This is a genomic window from Streptomyces sp. NPDC058579 (genome assembly GCF_042718575.1).
Classification (GTDB): domain Bacteria; phylum Actinomycetota; class Actinomycetes; order Streptomycetales; family Streptomycetaceae; genus Streptomyces.
In genome coordinates this window covers 23649-42964 of sequence record NZ_JBHXPI010000044.1, presented here as the reverse complement: position 1 = coordinate 42964, position 19316 = coordinate 23649, and the positions used below count along the sequence as shown (strand labels likewise).

Below are 19316 nucleotides of genomic sequence, written 5' to 3'. Positions count from 1 at the left end.
GGACGCTTACGACCAGACGACCGCCGACGTCTCCCGCCAGAGCCGGGCGAGGGACGCGTCGCCCGCCACGGTCACCGCGCTGTCGGGCAGCCGGTTCCAGAGCGTGAGGTAGAGGCGGTCGGCGGGACCGCTCAGCTCGCAGTCGGCGGCCGGCTCGGAATCCAGGACATCCCCGCCGTCCCCGCCGCGTTCCGCGCGAGGTGCCTCCGGTGACAGCCGTACGGTCCACACATCACCGGTGTCCGTGGCGCGGACCCGCAGGACGCGCGGCTCCGGCGTCCGGACCCGGCTGCGCTCGCGGGCGTGGAAGGAGCACAGCAGTTCGTCGATACCGTCCGCCGCGAGGGCGGGGTCCACGGGTCCGGCGCCGAGCGCGGGCAGCGCGGACTCGGCGTCCACGCGGTGGACCGTCGTCTCGTGCGCCTGGCGCCGCGCCCAGAAGGCGAGCGGGGACGCGCCGGGCAGGAACGTCCAGCACGCCAGGGACGTGGGCGCCGCGCGCAGGGCGTTCACCAGTCGCGCGTGGCCCGTGCGGAAGTGGTCGAGCAGTTCGTCGCCGTCGAGGTCGGGCTCGGCATCGGCGGGGCGGTAGGAGGTGTGTCCTTCGGCGACGAAGCCCGTCGCCCAGCGGTGCACCATCGCCGTGTGGCGCAGGAGGTCCCGTACCCGCCAGCCGGGGCAGGCCGGCACATCGGCGTCCGGGCCGACCGTCGCGGCGGCGTCCGCGAGGGTCTTGCCCGCCGTGTCGAGGGCCGCGATGTGCTCGTCCACCGTCATGGTCCGCATACGGCGGATTCTGCCAGGGCGGGTCCGGCGGCGGGCTCGGAGCCGGGATCGCTCAACCTGCCGTGGGGGCCTGCGCGTTCCGGGCCGCGTAGCCGATGACGGCGGCTCCCGCCGCGAGGACGGCGACGGTGGTCAGGGCGAGGGGCAGGGAGAACCAGTCGGCGAGGAACCCGATGGAGGGCGGGCCGAGCAGCATGCCGCCGTAACCGAGGGTGGAGGCGGTGGCCACCCCGCTCGGACCGGCGAGCGCGCCCGCCCGTGCCACGGCGACGGGGAAGATGTTCGCCAGACCGAGGCCGGTCACGGCGAAGCCGAGCAGGGCGACCCAGACGCTGGGCGCGAGCGCGCCGAGCAGCATCCCCGCGGCCGCCGTCGCCCCGCCCGCCACGAGGGTGCGGGTCTGGCCGAGCCGTTCGAGGAGCGCGGTGCCGGAAAGCCGGCCGATGGTCATCGTGAGCGCGAAGAGGGAGTAGCCGGCGGCGGCGAGGCCGGGGTGCGCCTGGAGGTCCTGCTCCAGGTGGAGGGCGCCCCAGTCGGCCAGGGCGCCTTCGCCGTACGCGGTGCAGAGCGCGATGACCCCGAAGACGACGACGAGCCCACGCGTACCGGCCTTTCCGCGCGTACCCGCCTTTCGGCGTGGCCGGGCGCCGCTCGCGGCCGGGGTGGCCTCCGGCGGCGCGGGGGAGGGCTCTCGGAGCAGTACGGGACCGGCGGCAGCCGTCAAGAGCAGGCCGACGACCGTCAGGCCGAGGAGGTGCGCCGTGGGCGACACGCTCCCGGCGACGAGCCCGCCGAGCCCCGCGCCGAGCATCCCGCCGAGGCTGAACGCCGCGTGGAAGGAGGGCATCACGGGGCGGCGCAGCGCGGCCACCAGGTCGACGGCGGCGCTGTTCATGGCCACGTTGATGCCACCGTACGCCGCGCCGAAGACCAGCAGAACGAGGCCCAGGGCGAGCGGGGAGTGAGTGAGGGCGGGCAGCGCGATGGAGAGCGAGAGCAGCACCGCGGTGGCGACGGTGACGGCGTGGCTGCCGTGGCGCCGGCAGAGCCGGCCGGTGAGGGTCATGGTGACCACGGCGCCGGCCGACACCCCGAGCAGCGCGAGCCCGAGGTCGCTGGCGGAGGCGCCGGTCTGCTGCTTGATGGCGGGGATCCGGACCACCCAGCCGGCGAACAGGAAGCCGTCGAGGGCGAAGAAGAGGGTCAGGGCGGAGCGGAGGCGGGACAGGGAGGGGGCGGTGTCTCCGCCAGGGCCCCCCGGTACGGCCGTCCGTACTTTGTTTAGTAGCGGCACAAACTCAGGATAGGGGCGAGGCGGCACGGATTTCAACCGCGGACCCGCTCGAAGCTCCGGCCCCGGCCCGCGCAGGCCCGCTCGAGGCCCCGGTTCCCGGCTCGCGTGGACGGTGCGGTCCGGGAGCGCGTGGACGGTGTGGTCCCCCCGCCCGGGGCGCCCGGTGCGGTCCCGCCCAGGCATCCGGTGCGGTCCCACCCGGGCCGTCCGCCCGCGCTACCTCCCCGCATCCGGCCCGCGCAGACCGCGCCCCGGCCCGATCATGGGAGACTCGCCCCCATGAACGGCAAGGCGACCACGACCAAAACACGGCTGGACAGGGGGCGCGGCGCGCTCGGGCCCGCGCTGGAACTGGTGCACACGGGCCGAGCGCCGACCCGTGCCGTGCTCACCGCCGAACTGGGCGTCACCCGCGCCACGGCCGGCGCCGTCGCCGCCGAACTCGAAGCCCTCGGCCTGATCCGCGTCGACTCCAACCCCGGCGCCGCCGCAGGCTCCCAGGGCCGCCCCTCGCACCGGCTCGCCGTCGACGAGAAGGGCCCCGTCGCCCTCGCCGCCCAGGTCCACGCCGACGGCTTCCGTGCCGCGCTCGTCGGCCTCGGCGGCACGATCGTCGCCACCGCGCCCGGCTGCGTCACCGTCTCCGCCGACCCCGCCCAGGTCCTCGGCGAGGTCGTGGACGCCGGCGCCGCCCTGCTCCGCGCGAGTGGCCGGCGCTGTGTGGGGGCCGGGCTCGCCGCCCCGTCGGCGGTCGCCGAACCCGAGGGCACCGCCCTCAACCCGCTCCACCTGGCCTGGCCGGCCGGTGCGCCGGTACGGGAGATCTTCGCCGAACGCGTCCGCGCCGCGGGCATCGAGGGCCCTGCCTTCACCGGCAACGACGTCAACCTCGCCGCCCTCGCCGAACACCGGCACGGCGCCGGCCGGGGAGCCAAGGACCTGCTCTGCGTGGCCACCGGTCACCGGGGCGTCGGCGGCGCGCTCGTCCTCGACGGCCGCCTGCACACGGGTAGTTCGGGCCTCGCCCTGGAGGTCGGGCACCTCACGGTCAACCCGGAGGGGCGCCCGTGCCACTGCGGAAGCCGGGGCTGCCTCGACGTCGAGACCGACCCGCTCGCCTTCCTCACGGTCGCGGGCCGCGACCCGGGCCCGGAGGTGTCGCTGCTGCAACAGGCCCGCGACCTGCTCCGTACCAGCCCGGACGAGCCGGGGGTGCGGGCCGCCACCGAGGAGCTGATCGACCGGCTCGGCCTCGGTCTCGCGGGCCTGGTGAACATCCTCAACCCGGACCGGATCATCCTCGGCGGGCTCCATCGCGAACTGCTCGACGCCAACCCCGACCGGCTCCGCGCGGTCGTCGCGGACCGCAGCCTGTGGGGCCGCAGCGGCGGGGTGCCGATCCTCGCGTGCACGCTCGACCACAACAGCCTGGTGGGCGCGGCGGAGCTGGCCTGGCAGCCGGTCCTGGACGACCCGCTGGCGGCCCTGGGCCGCGCGGCGGCCTGACGTCTCGACGTCAACGCTGCGCCGAGCGGTCCGTCCGTTCCGGTCAGTCGGCCGGCAAGTCCCGCTCCGGCGCGGACAGATGGAGCACCTGGAAGCGCTCGCCCGCCTCCGCGGGGATCTTCGCGCCCTCCGCCCACAGGGTGAAGGACAGCAGCTCCCAGTGCCGGGGATCGATCGCGAGCGCGCTCGCGACGACGCCGTCGCGCCAGGATTCCGCCCCGTGCTCCATGAGCGCCTCCGACACCGCGTGGCCCGGCGGGATGTCCTCCGGCACCGGGGACTTCCGCCGAGTCGCGGTCGTCGCCGCGGCGGTGGCCTCCGGACCCTCCTCGTACGCGAGGCCCGTCCAGTGCTGCACCACCGGCCGGCCGAAGTCGTTGACGATCCCCCGGAAACCGGGGCCCCAGAGGAAGGAGTTCATGCCTTCCGGGGTGTTCCAGAGGTAGAACGGGGCGTACTGATCGACCGGCGACCCGTCCGCGCGCTCCCGCATCAGGTACGCCTTGAGGCCGAGCCCGGGGAAGTCGTCGAGCAGGTGCCCCTTCGTCGCGACCCGCCTGCGGATGATCTCCATGTCGTAGTCGGCGGGAAGGGTGATCTCGTACTGCATGGCGTGCATCGGGAGGTCTCCGCTTCTGGTGAGGGTGCGCAGGTGGGAGGTGGTCAGCCGGAGGTGCTCAGCTGGGGGGTGCTCAGGCGGTACGGGACGACAGCCGGCCGAGCAGGCCGAGCAGGCCGCGCACGGCGGTGTCGAAGGCGGCGGGGGAGCCCGAGGCGCGGGCCAGGACGTAGCCGCCCTGCACGGTCGCCACGATCGTGGCCGCCAGCTCGGCCGGATCCAGCGGGCCCGCCAACTCGCCGCTGTCCAGGCCCTCCTGGACGACGGACGCGAGCCGGCCGCGCAGCCAGTTCAGGGTCTCGTCGACCGGCGCGCGCAGTTCCTCGCTCGCCATCACGTCCGGGTCCATCGTCAGCCGGCCGATCGGGCAGCCGCGCAACACGTCCCGCTCGCGCAGCAGATACGCCTCCACGCGCGCGTGCGCCGATCCTCCGCCGCTCAGGGACGCCTCGGCCACGGCCCGCATCTCCTCCGCCGTGCGGCGGATCGCGGCGAGCGCCAGATCCGGCTTCCCGGCGAAGTGGTGGTACATACTGCCCTGCCCCGCCCCGGCGGCCTGCTGGATCGCCTTGGGGCTCGTCCCCACGTAGCCGCGCTCCCAGAGCAGCTCGCGGGTGGCCTCGATCAGTCGCTCGGACGTCGTCATGAGGCGAGTGTACATACCAGTAGGTACAGAGGCCGTTTCTCCTGGTCCTGCTCCCGCTCTCGGGCTCCGTACTCCCCACGGCGTACGGGCGAAGCCGCTGGCCGTACGACGACCCGCACCCCCTTCGCGAGCGAGGCTCGAAGCATCCGCACACGCGACACACACGCACGAGGAGCTGAGCCTCATGAACACCCTCGCCTACGCGGGTCCCGGCCCCTGGGTCCTGTTCTTCCCCCTCGTCTGGGCGGCCGTGATCCTCACCGTCGTCACCGTGCTGCGCCGCACCGGATGGCGCGGCAGGCGCGGCTCCGGCCCGCGGCCCGCCTACGACGAGCAGTCGCCGATCGCGCTGCTCGGCCACCGGTTCGCGGCCGGCGAGATCGACGAGGACGAGTACTGGCGGCGACTGACGGTCCTGGAGGAGCAGTTCGGCCGCACGGCGGGGCCCAAGGGGCGTGCGCGATGACGAGCACCGCCCCCGGCACCGTCCCGCGCACCGCCCGCGCCACCGCCCGGGTCGTGGACGCCGTCAAGGTCTACGGCGGCGGAGACACCGAGGTCAGGGCCCTGGACGGGGTGAGCGTCGACTTCCCGGCCGGCCGCTTCACCGCGATCATGGGCCCTTCGGGGTCCGGCAAGTCCACGCTCATGCACTGCGCCGCCGGCCTCGACACCCTCACCTCCGGGTCCGCGATCATCGGCGGCACGGACCTCTCCACCCTCGACGACCGGCGGCTCACCCTGCTGCGCCGCGAGCGGATCGGGTTCGTCTTCCAGGCGTACAACCTGCTGCCCACCCTGACCGTCGCCGAGAACATCACCCTGCCTCTGGACCTCGCCGGAACCGTCCCCGACCGGGCCTGGCTGGACGCTCTCGTCGACACCGTCGGCCTCCGCGACCGGCTCCACCACCGGCCGAGCCAGCTCTCCGGCGGCCAGCAGCAGCGGGTCGCCGTCGCCAGGGCCTTCGCGGGCACCCCGGACGTCGTCTTCGCCGACGAGCCGACCGGCAACCTCGACTCGCGCTCCGGCGAGGGGGTGCTGCGGCTGCTCGGCAGGACCGTCCGGCAGACCGGCCGTACGGTCGTCATGGTCACCCACGACCCGGTGGCCGCCGCCCACGCCGACGAGGTGGTCTTCCTCGCCGACGGGCGGCTCGTCGACCGGATGGCCGAACCGACCGCCGAACGCGTCCTCGACCGCATGAAGGCCTTCGACGGCGGCTCGCGGACCCCGGACGTGGAGCAACGAGGGCCGGTGCCGTCATGAACGCCTCCCTGAGACTCAGCCTGTCCGCGCTCCGCGCCCACAAGCGGCGCTTCGTCGGCACCCTCACCGCGATCCTGCTCGGGGTCGCCTTCCTCACCGGCACCCTCGTCATGGGGGACACCCTGCGCACGAGCTTCGACTCGCTCTTCGGCAACGCCACCAGCGGCACGGACGCCGTGGTCCGCAGTACGAGCGTGGTCACCGTCGAGGGGGAGGGCCAGGGGACCCGCGACTCCGTCCCGGCCTCCCTCGCCGACCAGGTCGCCCAGGTGCCCGGCGTCGCCGCGGCCGTCCCCCGGGTCGAGGGCGCCGGACAGCTCATCGGCGCCGACGGCAAGCCCATCGGCGGCCAGGGCCCGCCCACCCTCGCCGGCAACTGGATCGAGGACACCGCACTCAACCCGTACGCCCTGGCCGAAGGCCGCGCGCCCGAGCGGTCCGGTGAGGTCGTCGTGAACCGGGGCGCCGCGGAGACCGGCGACCTGGCCGTCGGCGACACCACCGTGCTGCGTACGCCTGACCCGGTGAAGGTCACCGTCGTGGGCCTGGCCACCTTCGGTGGCGAGGACGGCATGGCCCAGGTCACGTACACCGGCATGACCCGCGCCGACGCCGAGAAGTACCTGACGCCGAAGCCGGGCGACGCGTCGAGCATCCTCGTCCGGGCGGGCCCGGGCACCTCGCAGCCGGAACTCGTCGCCGCACTCGCCCCCGTACTCCCCACAGGCGTCGAGGCCATCACCGGAGAGCAGTCGGCGCAGGAGAACACCGACATGATCTCCGGTCAGTTCCTCACCCTCTTCACCACGTTCCTGCTGGTCTTCAGCGGGGTGGCGCTGCTCGTCTCCGTTTTCTCCATCCACAACACCTTCGCCATCGTGGTCGCCCAGCGGACCCGCGAGAACGCGCTCCTGCGCGCCCTCGGCGCCTCCCGCCGTCAGATCGTCGGCTCGACGCTCGTCGAGGCCGTGGCCGTGGGCCTGGTCGCGTCCGCGGTGGGGCTCCTCGGTGGCATCGGCGTGGCGGCCGGGCTCCAGGCGCTCTTCCCGGCGATCGGCTTCCCCTTCCCCGAAGGGGAACTGGTGATCAGCGGCCTGTCCATGGCGCTGCCCTTCGCCGTCGGCCTCCTGGTCTGCGTCGGCTCCGCCCTGCTGCCCGCCGTGAAGGCCGGGCGGACCGCGCCGCTGGCCGCCCTTCGCGAGACCGCCGTGGACGACTCGGGCGCCTCACGCGCGCGTGCCCTGGCCGGTACGGGTCTGCTGCTCGCCGCCGTCGCCGTGGTGCTCACCGGGGTCCTCGCGACGCCGTCGCTGTGGCTCGCCTCGGCGGGGGCCGTGCTGGCGCTCGCCTCGTTCGTCGTCCTCGGCCCGGTGGCCTCCTCGTTCGCCGTACGGATCCTCGGCGGGCCGCTGCGCGGCGCCAACCGGGGGCTCGCTCGGCGCAACGCCCTGCGCAGCCCGAAGCGGACCGCCGCGACCGCCACCGCGCTGATGATCGGCGTCGCCGTCGTCTCGCTCTTCACGGTCTTCGGCGCCTCGCTGAAGGCGACCATGGACCAGACGGTCTCGCGGTCGTTCGCCGGTGACGTGGCCGTCAGCACCCCGGCGTTCGGGGCAGGAGGCAGCGGGCTCAGCCCGCGGCTCGCCCCGGCGCTCGCGGAGCTGCCCGAGGTGGAGACCGCCGTCGGCCTCGGCCAGGGGGTCGCGGAGATCGACGGCGAGGGCCGGGCCCTGACCGTCACCGACCCGGCCGCGCTCGCCCGCGCCTTCGACCTCGGCGACGTCCGGGGCTCGCTGGACGGGCTCGGCGCCGACGGCATCGCCGTCGCCGACACGGAGGCCGACAAGTCCGGCCTGAAGCCGGGCAGTACGACCGAACTCGCCTTCACCGACGGCAGCCGGCGCACCTTCACCGTCAAGGCCGTCTACGAACAGTCCGAACTGGCCGGGGACTACGTCGTCACCCGCGAAGCTTGGGCCCCGCACCGCGCCCAGGACTCCGACCGGCTCGTCGCCGTCGGCTTCGCGGACGGCGTCTCGGCGGCGGTGGGCAAGGCGGCGGTGGCGGACGTCGCCGCCGACTACGGCAACCCGGAGGTGCAGACGCGCGAGGAGTACGCCGAGTCCTCGGCGGGCGGCATCGACATGATGCTCACGCTCGTCTACGCCCTGCTCGCCCTCGCCGTCCTCATCGCCCTGCTGGGGATCGCCAACACGCTGACTCTCGCGATCCATGAGCGCACCCGTGAACTCGGGCTGCTGCGCGCCGTCGGCCAGACCCGGTCCCAGCTCAAGGCCATGGTCCGCTGGGAGTCCGTCCTCGTCGCGGCCTTCGGCACGTTCGGAGGCGTGGTGCTCGGAGGCTTCCTCGGCTGGGTCCTGGTCAAGGCGTCCGACGGGGCGAGCGACAGCGCGTTCGCCTTCGCCGTCCCACCGCTCCAGCTCGCGATCGTCGCTCTGGTCGGCCTCGCGGCGGGCGCGGTCGCGGCCTGGCGGCCGGCCCGGCGGGCCGCCCGCCTGGACGTGCTGCGGGCGATCGCGACGGAGTGACGGGGGAGGTCGGACATCGGATGAGGCCGGATATTGGATATCGGATCATGGATATTGGATCCAACGTCCATGATCCGATATCCAATATCCAATGTCCGACCTCCGATATCCCATGCGCCGCCTCGCCCGCTCAGCCCGCCAGGGCGGAGCGGGCGACCGTCGGGGCGTGGGCCGGCTCCTTGGGCGAGCCGAAGGGGACGCCCTCCAGGCTCGTTCCGTGGGCGCCGTGGAAGCGGGTGAGGCCGGCGAAGGGGCCGTCGGTGGTCGCGCCGTACACGGCGTGCGCGCGGGACGGGGCGGCCACGGCGGGGGTGGGTGCGGGAAGGGTGAACCAGATGACCTTCCCGGCGTCGTGCGGACGGATGCCCCAGCTCTCGCTGACGGCCTCGATGATGGCCAGACCGCGGCCCGAGGTGGCCCACTCGTCCACGTCGTCGGGGTGTACGAAACCGGTTCGGCCCTCGACGTCCGGTATGCGCGGATCGTGGTCGTGGACCGAGACGGTGAGGCGACCGAGCAGCAGCTCGATCTCGACCGTGCACATCTTGTCCGGCTGTGCGTGCCGGTGAACATTGGTCAGGAGCTCGGTGACACCGAGCGCCGCATGGTCGATCAAGGCATCGAGATGCCAGTGGCGCAAGTGCGCCGAAACGATTCTGCGGACCTGACCGATCCGCGACGGCAGGGCCTGGAGCTCCACCGTGCAGTGCCTGCTTGGCTCGCTGATCACGGCTGCGACTCCCCGAAGTTGAGGTCCGGAAGAAGACGAAGATTCGGATCTGTCATGCGTACGGCAGGGCGGCGGGCTGGATCACAGCGTCACCGCCGGTAAACCCTCGGTGAGGTGGTTCCAGGGTGAACCAGTGGTGAGTGGCCCGCAACTCGCGGCGACCTCGCGCAGGTCAACGGTCCTTGGTGGCCCGCTTCAGGGCGTCGAGGAAGCCCCCGGGCCCGGACGTCCTGTCCTTCGGCCCGCGCGCGGGCCCGTCCATGGTCAGGCGGTAGCGCGTGCCGTTCACCGTCGCAACCGTCTCGTCCGGCTTCGCGAACCAGGGCCGACCGGCCCGTACGGAGGTCACGGGGGCGCTGTCGATCTCGCGGCCGTAACTGGTCAGCAGGGACAGCCGGCCGTCCTCGATCCGGACCTCGCCCGCCCGCGTCAACGAGCGCGGCCACCGCTCGATCCGTACGCCCTTGGCCGTGAACTGCGGCTCCGCCATCTCGCTCCGCCCCCTTCGCACCGGTTGCTCCGTCCAGTGTGCCGGGCGGGCGGCGACCGCACCAGACCCGCTCAAGGGGACTCCCCGCCTCCGGGGTCACCCAGGCGTACGGCGAGGGCGGCGATGTCGTCGTCGAGGCGACCTCTGCTGTAGCGGAGGAGGTCGCTGTGGAGCGCCGTCAGCAGTTCGCGCGGCGGCGTCGGAGGCTGTCGACGCATCCAGGCCGCCAGCGGGAAGAACTCACCGTTGCGGGCACGCGTCTCGGCGACCCCGTCGGTGTAGAGGAGCAGGAGGTCGCCGGGGGTGAACTCGAAGGTGTCGACGGTGTAGTGATCCCCGATCAGCCCCGCGAGGCTGAGCAGGGGCGAGGGGGTGGCGGGTTCGAGGAGACGGAGTTCCTGACGGTTCATGAGCAGGGGCGGAGGGTGTCCGCAGTTGAGGATGTCGATGCGTCTGCCCTCGCGCGGGATCTCGACGAGCAGGGCGGTGGCGAATCGCTCCATCGGCCCCTCGGGAGGGAAGGCGGCGTTGTAGCGGGTGCTGCTGGCGTCCAGCCTGCGGGCGACGTCGACCATGTCGGGCTCGCCGTAGGCCGCCTCCCGGAAGGCGTTGACGATCGCCGCGGCCGCCCCCACCGCGGGCAGGCCCTTGCCCCGCACGTCACCGATGAGCAGCCTGACCCCGAAGGGCGTGTCGACCACCTCGTAGAAGTCCCCGCCGATGCGGGCCTCCGCCGCGGCCGCGAGGTACAGCGACTCGATCTCGACGTTCCGGAAGCGGCGCGGCATCGGGCTCAGCACCACCTGCTGCGCCGCGTCGGCGACGAGCCTCACCTGGAAGAGGGTGCGCTCCCGCTGGAGCCGGACGTGGCTTCCGTACGCGGCGGCCACGGTGACCGCGATGATCCCGGCGGCCGTCCACCACGTTCCCAGGTCGGGGAAGACGAGGCTGAGGCCGATCATCAGGAGGAGGCAGACCGTCCCGAGCAGGACGGTGGGGAGGACCGGCCACATGGAGGCGGCGAGCGCCGGTGCCGCGGGCAGCAGGCGGCTGAAGGCCATCTCCGGCGGAGTGGCGTAGGCCAGGCTGGCGATCACGATGGTCAGGATGACCGGCGACAGCCGTACAAGCCTCCCCCGGCCGTAGCGCCGAGGGAGCCGCGGCCGTGCAGACTCGATCACGTACCCCAGGATATCCGGGCAAAGAGGGCATAGCGCTCTGGCGGACGGAGCGGGGTGCCCGCCCCTCCCGGCGAGGGCGCTCAGGGCCCCTCCCAAGGGACGCCTATGGACCCCCAAAGCGATCGTTTGTGCAGGTGAGCGAGTTATCGTCGGCAGTGGGGGACCTGCTGGGCCGGACGAGGAGAAGGACGTATGAGCACCACGGAGAACACGGCGCGAGCCGCGGTCGCGACCGTCGACGTCGACCGGAGCGACCCGGCGTACCGCGCGTGGCTGAAGGAGGCGGTCCGCAAGGTGCAGGCCGACGCCAACCGCTCGGCCGACACCCACCTGCTGCGTTTCCCGCTTCCCGAATCCTGGGGGATCGACCTGTACCTGAAGGACGAGTCGACCCACCCCACCGGCAGCCTGAAGCACCGCCTGGCCCGCTCGCTCTTCCTCTACGGCCTCTGCAACGGCTGGATCCGGCCGGGCAAGCCCGTGATCGAGGCCTCCAGCGGTTCGACGGCCGTCTCCGAGGCGTACTTCGCCAAGCTCATCGGCGTGCCGTTCATCGCCGTGATGCCGCGGACCACGAGCGCCGAGAAGTGCCGGCTGATCGAGTTCCACGGCGGGCAGTGTCACTTCGTCGACGACTCCGGCGCGATCTACGAGGAGTCCGCGGCCCTCGCCGAGCGGACCGGCGGGCGCTACATGGACCAGTTCACCTACGCCGAGCGGGCCACCGACTGGCGCGGCAACAACAACATCGCCGAATCGATGTACCAGCAGCTGAGGCTGGAGCGGTACCCCGAGCCCGCGTGGATCGTGGCCACCGCCGGTACCGGCGGCACGTCCGCGACGATCGCCCGTTACGTCCACTACATGCAGCACGACACCCGTATCTGCGTCGCCGACCCGGAGAACTCCTGCTTCTTCGACGGCTGGACGAACAACGATCCCGAAGCCACCGCCGACTGCGGCTCGCGCATCGAGGGCATCGGCCGGCCCCGGATGGAGCCCAGCTTCGTGCCCGGCGCCATCGACCGCATGATGAAGGTCCCGGACGCCGCGAGCGTGGCCGCCGTCCGCGCGCTGGAGGGCGCGATCGGCCGCAAGGCGGGCGGTTCCACCGGTACGGGCCTGTGGAGCGCACTGAAGATCGTCGCCGAGATGGTCGAACAGGGCCGTACCGGCAGCGTCGTGACCCTGCTCTGCGACCCGGGCGACCGCTACCTGGACAAGTACTACTCCGACGCCTGGCTGGCGGAGCAGGGCCTCGACATCGCGCCCTACGCCGCCGCTATCGACCGCTTCCTGGCGACGGGTGTCTGGCCGGAGTGAGCCGCCGGTCGAGCCGGCGCATCGCGTCCCGGAAGGACTTGCCCACGCCCGGCCTGGCGAGGCGCACCGCGAGCCGGCACGGCGTGCCGCCGTCGACCGCCATCGTCCAGCTGACCCGGGTCCCCGCTCCCGCGGGGGACAGGGCCCAGTCCTCGACGAGGGCGCTCACGCCCGGCGCGTTGGTGGCGTCGACGCGGTACGCGTAGCGGGTGTCCGGGTCGTGGGCGAGGATCGTCTCCTGGAACACGACCCCACCGCGCAGCCTGACCGTGCGTCCCGCGCCCTCGGCGGTCGGGGTCGCGGAGGTGACCGCCGTGAACCACGAGGGCATGGAGCCCAGTTCCACGGCCAGTGAACGGAACACGGCCGAGGGCGGAGCCGCCAACTCGGCGGAGAACACCAGTCGTACGGGTGCGCTCGCGGCGAAGTCGAGCTCCACGAGCCTGAGTCGGCGATTCATGGACCGTCCCTCCCGAGGCGGGATCCGAGGCACCGCCCACCCTAGTTGACGATCCGTCAGTTGCCCAGAAGCGGGGCAGGCCGCAGGTCGCACACAGGAGGCGTCAGAGCAGCCCGTCCATCACCCTGCCGAACAACGTCCGCCCGGCCAGGGCCAGTACGGGATCCAGCGCGCCCGGCACCCCGCGCAGCCGCAGCTCCTCCACCCACACCGCGCGGGCGCCGCCACCCTCCGCCGCGTACACCTCGATCACGGCGTGGCCGAGCACCACCCGGCCACGCTTCTCCAGCCGGCACCGCCCCGGCCGCCCCGGCGCGGGCGGCTCCCAGACGACCACCTCCATGGGGTCGTCGAAGGCGAACCGCCCGATCCCGGTACGGGCCACGAACCGGCTCCCCACCCGCGTCGGCCCGGTCGAGAGCGTCCGGGACCGGGTGAGCGGCACCAGACGGCCGTGCGCGGCGAAATCGGTCAGCCGCCGCCACACCTCCTCGACCGGCAGCCCCGAGAGGCGCTCGACGCGGAAGAGGCTCACTCCTCCTCGCCCGCCACCACCAGGCCCGGCAGGTGCTCCGCCATCTCCGCACGGGTCTCCGGGGAGACGCCCCCGTCCGTCACCACGGTGTCCACCTCGTCGAGACGGCCGAACGAACCGAGCCCCACCGTGCCCCACTTGGTGTGGTCCGCGACCACCACCACGCGGCGCGCCGAGCGCATCAGCCGCCGGTTCGTCTCCGCCTCCGCCAGGTTCGGCGTCGAAAGACCCGCCTCCACCGAGATGCCGTGCACCCCGAGGAACAGCACGTCGAAGTGGAGCGCGCCGATCGCCTGGTCGGCCACCGGCCCCACCAGGGCGTCCGACGGCGTACGCACCCCGCCCGTGAGGACCACCGTGGCCGCCGCCCGCCGCCCCTCGCGCGCCGGGGCACCCTGCTGGGCCGCGTGGAAGACGTCGGCGACCCGCACCGAGTTGGTCACCACCGTCAGATCCGGGACGTCCAGGAGATGCCCGGCAAGCGCGAACGTCGTCGTACCGCCGGACAGCGCGATCGCCGATCCCGGCGCCACCATCCGCGCCGCCGCCCGCGCGATCTCCTCCTTCGCGCCCAGTTCGAGCGCGGACTTGGCCTCGAAACCCGGCTCGTGCGAACTCGTCTCGGCCACCGGCACCGCGCCGCCGTGCACCTTGGCGACGACACCCTGGCGGGCAAGGACGTCCAGGTCCCGGCGGATCGTCATGTCCGAGACGTTGAGCCGCCGCGTCAGCTCATTGACCCGTACACCGCCGCGCCGCCGTACCTCGTCCAGAATGAGGGCGCGCCGCTGCTCCGCGAGGAGATTCTGATGGTCGCTCACCACCGGGGCCGGTCCTTCCGAAGGGAACTGGGGGATGGAGCGCGGATTCCGTGAGAGCACCTGCACCGGCGCACGGACTTCCGCGATCCTGATTGCCTAGCTGTCTGCCTGCACTGCCCAGCTGCACTGCCGAGCTGTTCTGCCTGCCGACGAATCCTCCCACCCAGAGAGTGAGGCACCTAAGTGACCCCTGCCTCTCGCGCCCCCAAGAGCGGCGGCGCGGCGCTCGAACTCCTCGTCCACGGCGTCGGCGGAGCCACCCCGCAGGCCATGCTGGGCGATCCACGCACCGTACGGATCACCGGCGACACCACCGCCGCCATGCACCGGCGCGCCGACGACGCCGACGCGGAGGACCATCCCGAGCGGTACGCCGACGGGCCCGTCCCGGAGGCGTACGTCTGGTCCAACCTCACCTCGGGCAACGGCGCCCGCGCCCTGTGGCTGCTGCTCCTGCCGTTCATGGTCGCCAACCTGGCCCACTGGATGCGGCCGCCGGCCAAGGGACACCCGAGGCTGGTCCGGCTGTACGGAACGCTGGTGCGCCTGGTGGCCCTCACCCTGACCGTGCTGCTCACGGCGGCCGCCTGCGAGGTCGCGCTCGACCTCACGGTCTGGCAGTGCGCGGGATCGGCCGTCTGCGCGGAGGACCGCTCGTGGCTCGGCTTCCTCTCCGCCGAGCGCGGCGGCTGGTGGTCCCAGCCGGGCCGCCGGCTCGCGCTCGCCGCCGTGGTCCCGGCCGCGCTCGTCGGGCTGCTCTGGTACCTCTCCAACCGCACCTGGAGCGCGTACGAGGCCCAGCGCCCGCCCACCGGCTACGACGAGGACACGCCCCCGGAACCCGTTGCGGACGACCCCGCCGTCGAAACCGCCGTCGAAACCGCCGTCGAAACCGTCGTCGAAGCCGCGGCAGAGGTCCGGCCCGCCCTCGGCCGCCCCGGGTTCTGGTACGGCCGGCGGCTCGTCGCACGGCTGCGGGCCGCGCACACCGCCGCCGGGTTCCTGACCGTCGCCGCCGCCCTCACCGGAGCCGCCGCCCGCCACGACCGGGAGGCCACGAGCGCCCTGCTCGACGTCCTCGCCCGCTCGCTCCAGTCGGCCTACATCGTCCTCGGCGCCGTCGTCCTCTGGGTCGTCTGCCGCCGGGGCCGCAGCGAGAAGCGCCTCGACCTCCGCCTCGAACGGGCCCTCGTCTCCTGGCTGCCCGCCGGTTCCCTGATCCTCCTCGCCCTCGCCGCCCTGCACACCGGCTGGTCCCGCCCCGAGTGGCGCTCCGCCGGAACGCTCCCCGGCGACGCGACCTTCGGCGTCCTGACCCTCGCCCAGGGCGCGCTCGTCGTCGCCCTCGGCGCGGTCGCCGTGCTGCTCCACCGCCCCGGCCAGGACGCCCGCACCGCGCTCCACGGCCTCGGCGGCCCCGCCGTCGCGATGCTCGCCTGCGCGCTGGCCGGGGTGATGTCCGGCGGCGTCGCCCAGCGCGTGGCCGACTGGCTGGACGGGCCCGGGACGCCCGGGATGGGCGGGGGCTCCGCCATCGCCCCGCCCGTGCTGCTCAGCTGGCAGGCGTCCGTCATCCCGGTCCTGCTCCTGCTGCTGCTCGTCCCGGCGGTCGTCCTCGGCGTACGGACCGCCCGCGCCGCTCGCGGGCTCGGAGCCGTCGTGGAGGCCGACTACCGTACGGAGGACCCGGATCCGGTCCGTACGGGACGGATCGCCGCCGCCCGCGCGACCGCGTCCCTCACCGACGCCGCCCCCACCCTCGTCGGCACCGTCTCGGCCGCCACCCTGCTGCTCGGCGCCGGTTCCGTGGCGGGCGCCTGGGCCAGCGAAAACGTCCCCGGCCGCGCTTTCGACGGCGCCCACCCGGCGATCGCGTCCGTCGCCGCCACCGCCCAGTCCCTCGGCTCCTGGATGATCGGCTTCGGCTTCCTCCTCTTCGTCACCTGGGGCCGCCGCGCCTACAAGGACGCCTCCGCCCGCCGGACGATCGGCATCCTCTGGGACGTCGGCACGTTCTGGCCGCGCGCCGCGCACCCCTTCGCCCCGCCCTGCTACGCCGAGCGGGCCGTGCCCGACCTCACCTGGCGCATGAGCTCCTGGACCCGGCACACCGGCGGCAGGCTCGTCATCTCCGGCCACTCCCAAGGCAGCGTGCTCGCCGCGGCCGCCGTCTGGCAGCTGCCGCCCGCGACCCGCCGACGCGTCGCGCTGCTCACCTACGGATCCCCGCTGGAACGGCTCTACGGGCGCTGGTTCCCGGCCTACTTCGGCCCCGGGCCGCTGCGCGCCCTGTACGGAACGCTCCACTGCTGGAGCAATCTGCACCGGCCCACCGACCCCATAGGCGGGCCCGTCCGGGTACCCGCCGTCGGCGACAAGCCGGCCGTGGACCGCGCCCCGCTGCTCGACCCGGTCGTCTACGGCCGAACCCCCGAACACCCGCTGCCCGAACCGATCCTGGGCCACTCCGACTACCAGGCGGACCCGGCGTTCGCCGCCGAACGGTCCGTACTCCTGGACCGGTTGCCGCCCACACTGCCCCGCCCGCGCGAAGCCGAAGCCGATATCGATGCCGATGTGGATGCCGACTGCGGCGCCGACAGGCCCACGGATCAGGGCAGTTCGGGCAGATCCTCCGGGTAGAGCAGCGTCAGGTCGTCCGTGCTCGTGTCGGCGAGCACGGCGACCCGGCCCGCGTGCCGCTCCACCATCGACTCGAACGTCTGCCGGGCCGTACGGCCGTTGCCGAACGCGGGGCCCTTGGGAAGCTCGGTGAAGTACTTCCGCAGCGCCTCGTCCGTGCCTTCGGCCAGCCGGTACTCGTGCTCCTCCGCCTGCTGCTCCACGATCCGCAGCAGCTCGTCCGGCACGTAGTCGCTGAAGCTGATGGTCCGTGAGAAACGGGACGCCACGCCGGGGTTGACCGTCAGGAAGCGTTCCATCTCGTGCGTGTACCCGGCGACGATCACCACCACCGCGTCCCGGTGGTCCTCCATCAGCTTCACCAGCGTGTCGATCGCCTCGCGCCCGAAGTCGCGCCCCGAGTCCTCCGGCGACAGCGCGTACGCCTCGTCGACGAACAGCACCCCGCCGCGTGCCCGGTCGAACGCCTCCTGGGTACGGATCGCCGTCGAGCCGATGTGCTCGCCGACCAGGTCGACCCGGGAGACCTCGACCAGATGGCCGCGCTCCAGGACGCCGAGCGAGGCGAGGATCTCGCCGTACAGCCGGGCCACCGTCGTCTTGCCCGTGCCCGGGTTGCCGGTGAAGACCAGATGGCGGCGGACCGATGCCGCCTTGAGGCCCGCCTCCTGCCGCCTGCGGCCCACCTCGATCATGTTGGTCAGCGTCCGCACCTCGAGCTTCACGCTCTCCAGGCCCACGAGCGCGTCGAGTTCACCGAGGACGTCCTGCGAGGAGCGCGCCGCCACCACGGCCTCGGACGAGGGCGAGGGCTCGGGAACGGACGCGGGGGCGACGGGGGAGCGCGGCGCGGGAACCGTACCGAGCAGCCCTGCCGTCGCCGTGGCCGACGCCGTGAGGACCGTCCCGGGTTCGGCGCCGGGGGCACTGCGCACCCCGCTCTCGTCGCTCGTGCAGTCCTCCACGACCGGCCCGTCCTCGGGGAACTCGTAACCGCCGCGCGCGCACCGCTCCGTACGGCACTTGCGCAGGGTGGTCCGGCAGCCGTCCATCACGTGGAAGCCGTACCCGCCGCTGCCGGTCACCCGGCAGCCGTGGAAGGATCCACGTCCCTCCGCGGAGACGTAGAACCCGGCCTCGGCGGGCGAGGTGACCGTGCACCGCTCGATCGTCGGGTCGGCGCCCTTGGTGACGATCACCCCGGTCTGCACGGCGTCGATGGTGCACCCGGCGAGCGTGCCGCCGCTGCCGTGGTCCCGGAACCAGGCGCCGGTGGACGCCTCCCGGATCCGGCAGTCGTCGAGCTGCGCGGTCGCCCCGTCGCTGACCGACACCGCAGTGTTCCGCACCTGGGACAGGTCGCTGTCGACGACGTCCACCCGCGAGCCCCGGTCGAGCACGAACAGCGCGTCCGGCACGTCGTGCACCCGGCACGCGTCGAGGACGGCGGTCGCCCCGTCACTGACCCACACCGCCGGGTAGTCGCCCGTACTGTCGTGGATCTCGCACTGGTTGGCGTCCACCCGGGTGCCCGGGTCCCACACCGAGAGGCCGTTGCGGCCGAAGCGGCGCACGGTCGAGCGGGTCAGCGTCAGCACCGAACGGGACCGCAGGTCCACCGCGTTCTCGGGGATGTCGTGGATGTCGCAGTCGGAGAGCGTGAGCGCCGCGTCCGTGTCGAGGGTGATGCCGTCGGCCGAGGTGCGGTGCACGGAGGAGTCCGTGAGATGCGCGGTGGCGCGGGCCGCGATGTGCAGACCGGCGCCCTTGATCTCGTACACCTCGCAGCCGACGCCCTCCAGGCCGCTGCCCTCGCCGGTGACGCTGATCCCGGCGCCTGAGGCGTGATGGACCCGGCAGCGCTCCAGACGCGGATGTGCGCCGCCGCGCACCGAGACCCCCGACTGGCCTGCCGCGACGATCTCGCACTCCTCGAACACCCCGCCCGCGCCGTCGAGTACGGCGATGCCGACGCCCGCCGGATTGTCGACGGTGATCCGGCGAACCGTGGGGCGTGCCGCGCCGCGCACCTCGAGGCCGGCCGCAGAACGCGTCACGATCCGCAGATCGAGCAGCTCGGGGGTGCCGTCCTCGACGAGCAGGGCGGGCGCGGCCGAGTCCTGCCCCTCCACGTGCAGGTCCTGCACGGTCGCCGACGCCCGTATGGTCAGGGGTACGCCGTCCACGGGCGCGATCCGGACCGAGCCGACCCCGCCTTCGGGGCCGCGCAGGGTGATGGCGCGCTGGATGACGAGGTTCTCCCGGTAGGTGCCGGGGGCGACGGTGAGGACGTCGCCGTCCCCGGCGGCCTCCAGAGCCGCGGCGAGGGAGGCGTACTCACCCGTGCGGCGCCGCCACCGCGATGTGCCGGTGTGCGTCACCTGGACCGTGCCCTGTGCCATGGGTGTGCTCTGCCCCCGCCTCATGCGTCGCCGCTGATCCGATGCCCCACCGTAGCGCGCGC

At 73.4% G+C, this 19316-nt stretch carries 17 protein-coding genes; 6 read left to right on the top strand and 11 right to left on the bottom strand.

The window, feature by feature from the left end:
- Positions 1-6: 6 nt before the first annotated feature.
- Together ACFWRO_RS31600 and ACFWRO_RS31595 are read right to left on the bottom strand one after the other, a co-directional pair.
- On the bottom strand, positions 7-777 hold the full coding sequence (locus tag ACFWRO_RS31600; RefSeq protein WP_384516342.1) for a maleylpyruvate isomerase family mycothiol-dependent enzyme: 771 nt from the start codon (positions 775-777) through the stop codon (positions 7-9).
- Between the two features lie 61 nt (positions 778-838).
- Entirely contained in the window at positions 839-2080 is a 1242-nt protein-coding gene (locus ACFWRO_RS31595; RefSeq protein ID WP_384516302.1) for an MFS transporter, read from the bottom strand.
- 279 nt (positions 2081-2359) lie between these two features.
- Here ACFWRO_RS31595 and ACFWRO_RS31590 point away from each other — a divergent pair, with 279 nt between their 5' ends.
- Complete coding sequence (locus tag ACFWRO_RS31590; RefSeq protein ID WP_384516299.1) at positions 2360-3586, top strand: ROK family protein; 1227 nt, start codon at positions 2360-2362, stop codon at positions 3584-3586.
- A gap of 43 nt (positions 3587-3629) precedes the next feature.
- Here ACFWRO_RS31590 and ACFWRO_RS31585 read toward each other — a convergent pair whose 3' ends face one another.
- On the bottom strand, positions 3630-4205 hold the full coding sequence (locus ACFWRO_RS31585; protein WP_384516296.1) for a DUF4865 family protein: 576 nt from the start codon (positions 4203-4205) through the stop codon (positions 3630-3632).
- A 73-nt stretch (positions 4206-4278) separates the two neighbouring features.
- Positions 4279-4866, bottom strand: a complete 588-nt coding sequence (locus ACFWRO_RS31580) for a TetR/AcrR family transcriptional regulator (RefSeq protein WP_384516293.1) — start codon at positions 4864-4866, stop codon at positions 4279-4281.
- Positions 4867-5035: 169 nt separating this feature from the next.
- On the opposite strand from ACFWRO_RS31580, the gene ACFWRO_RS31575 reads away from it, so the two are divergent.
- The 3 genes from ACFWRO_RS31575 to ACFWRO_RS31565 are packed head-to-tail and all read left to right on the top strand — an operon-like array spanning position 5036 to position 8669.
- Positions 5036-5317 carry an SHOCT domain-containing protein gene (locus ACFWRO_RS31575; protein ID WP_384516290.1) on the top strand — a complete coding sequence of 94 codons (282 nt, stop codon included), beginning with the start codon at positions 5036-5038 and terminating at the stop codon, positions 5315-5317.
- A complete protein-coding gene (locus ACFWRO_RS31570; protein WP_384516287.1) occupies positions 5314-6120 on the top strand; it encodes an ABC transporter ATP-binding protein in 807 nt (268 codons plus the stop codon). The genes ACFWRO_RS31575 and ACFWRO_RS31570 overlap by 4 nt, the downstream gene beginning before the upstream one ends.
- A complete protein-coding gene (locus ACFWRO_RS31565) occupies positions 6117-8669 on the top strand; it encodes an ABC transporter permease (RefSeq protein WP_384516284.1) in 2553 nt (850 codons plus the stop codon). Before ACFWRO_RS31570 ends, ACFWRO_RS31565 begins: the two co-directional genes overlap by 4 nt.
- 130 nt (positions 8670-8799) lie before the next feature.
- Here the strand turns inward: ACFWRO_RS31565 and ACFWRO_RS31560 are convergent, their stop codons facing one another.
- The 3 genes from ACFWRO_RS31560 to ACFWRO_RS31550 form a co-directional block, all read right to left on the bottom strand.
- The gene (locus ACFWRO_RS31560) at positions 8800-9399 is read right to left on the bottom strand and encodes an ATP-binding protein (protein ID WP_384516281.1); all 600 of its coding nucleotides are present in this window, start codon (positions 9397-9399) and stop codon (positions 8800-8802) included.
- 172 nt (positions 9400-9571) lie between these two features.
- Positions 9572-9889: a hypothetical protein gene (locus tag ACFWRO_RS31555; protein WP_384516279.1), complete on the bottom strand. Its 318-nt coding sequence runs from the start codon at positions 9887-9889 to the stop codon at positions 9572-9574.
- Between the two features lie 71 nt (positions 9890-9960).
- A complete protein-coding gene (locus ACFWRO_RS31550) occupies positions 9961-11070 on the bottom strand; it encodes a PP2C family protein-serine/threonine phosphatase (RefSeq protein WP_384516276.1) in 1110 nt (369 codons plus the stop codon).
- 192 nt (positions 11071-11262) lie between these two features.
- On the opposite strand from ACFWRO_RS31550, the gene ACFWRO_RS31545 reads away from it, so the two are divergent.
- Positions 11263-12393, top strand: a complete 1131-nt coding sequence (locus tag ACFWRO_RS31545; protein WP_384516273.1) for a PLP-dependent cysteine synthase family protein — start codon at positions 11263-11265, stop codon at positions 12391-12393.
- Here ACFWRO_RS31545 and ACFWRO_RS31540 read toward each other — a convergent pair.
- The 3 genes from ACFWRO_RS31540 to ACFWRO_RS31530 form a co-directional block, all read right to left on the bottom strand.
- Positions 12353-12853, bottom strand: coding sequence for an SRPBCC family protein (locus ACFWRO_RS31540; RefSeq protein ID WP_384516270.1), 501 nt, complete (start codon positions 12851-12853; stop codon positions 12353-12355). The two genes, ACFWRO_RS31545 and ACFWRO_RS31540, sit on opposite strands and share 41 nt — an antisense overlap.
- A 103-nt stretch (positions 12854-12956) precedes the next feature.
- Positions 12957-13388, bottom strand: coding sequence for an SRPBCC family protein (locus tag ACFWRO_RS31535; protein ID WP_384516267.1), 432 nt, complete (start codon positions 13386-13388; stop codon positions 12957-12959).
- Complete coding sequence (locus ACFWRO_RS31530) at positions 13385-14209, bottom strand: DeoR/GlpR family DNA-binding transcription regulator (protein ID WP_384516264.1); 825 nt, start codon at positions 14207-14209, stop codon at positions 13385-13387. Before ACFWRO_RS31530 ends, ACFWRO_RS31535 begins: the two co-directional genes overlap by 4 nt.
- 183 nt (positions 14210-14392) lie before the next feature.
- On the opposite strand from ACFWRO_RS31530, the gene ACFWRO_RS31525 reads away from it, so the two are divergent.
- A complete protein-coding gene (locus tag ACFWRO_RS31525) occupies positions 14393-16852 on the top strand; it encodes a hypothetical protein (RefSeq protein ID WP_384516262.1) in 2460 nt (819 codons plus the stop codon).
- On the opposite strand, the gene ACFWRO_RS31520 is transcribed toward ACFWRO_RS31525, so the two are convergent.
- The gene (locus tag ACFWRO_RS31520; protein WP_384516259.1) at positions 16822-19254 is read right to left on the bottom strand and encodes a right-handed parallel beta-helix repeat-containing protein; all 2433 of its coding nucleotides are present in this window, start codon (positions 19252-19254) and stop codon (positions 16822-16824) included. The two genes, ACFWRO_RS31525 and ACFWRO_RS31520, sit on opposite strands and share 31 nt — an antisense overlap.
- Positions 19255-19316 lie beyond the last annotated feature (62 nt).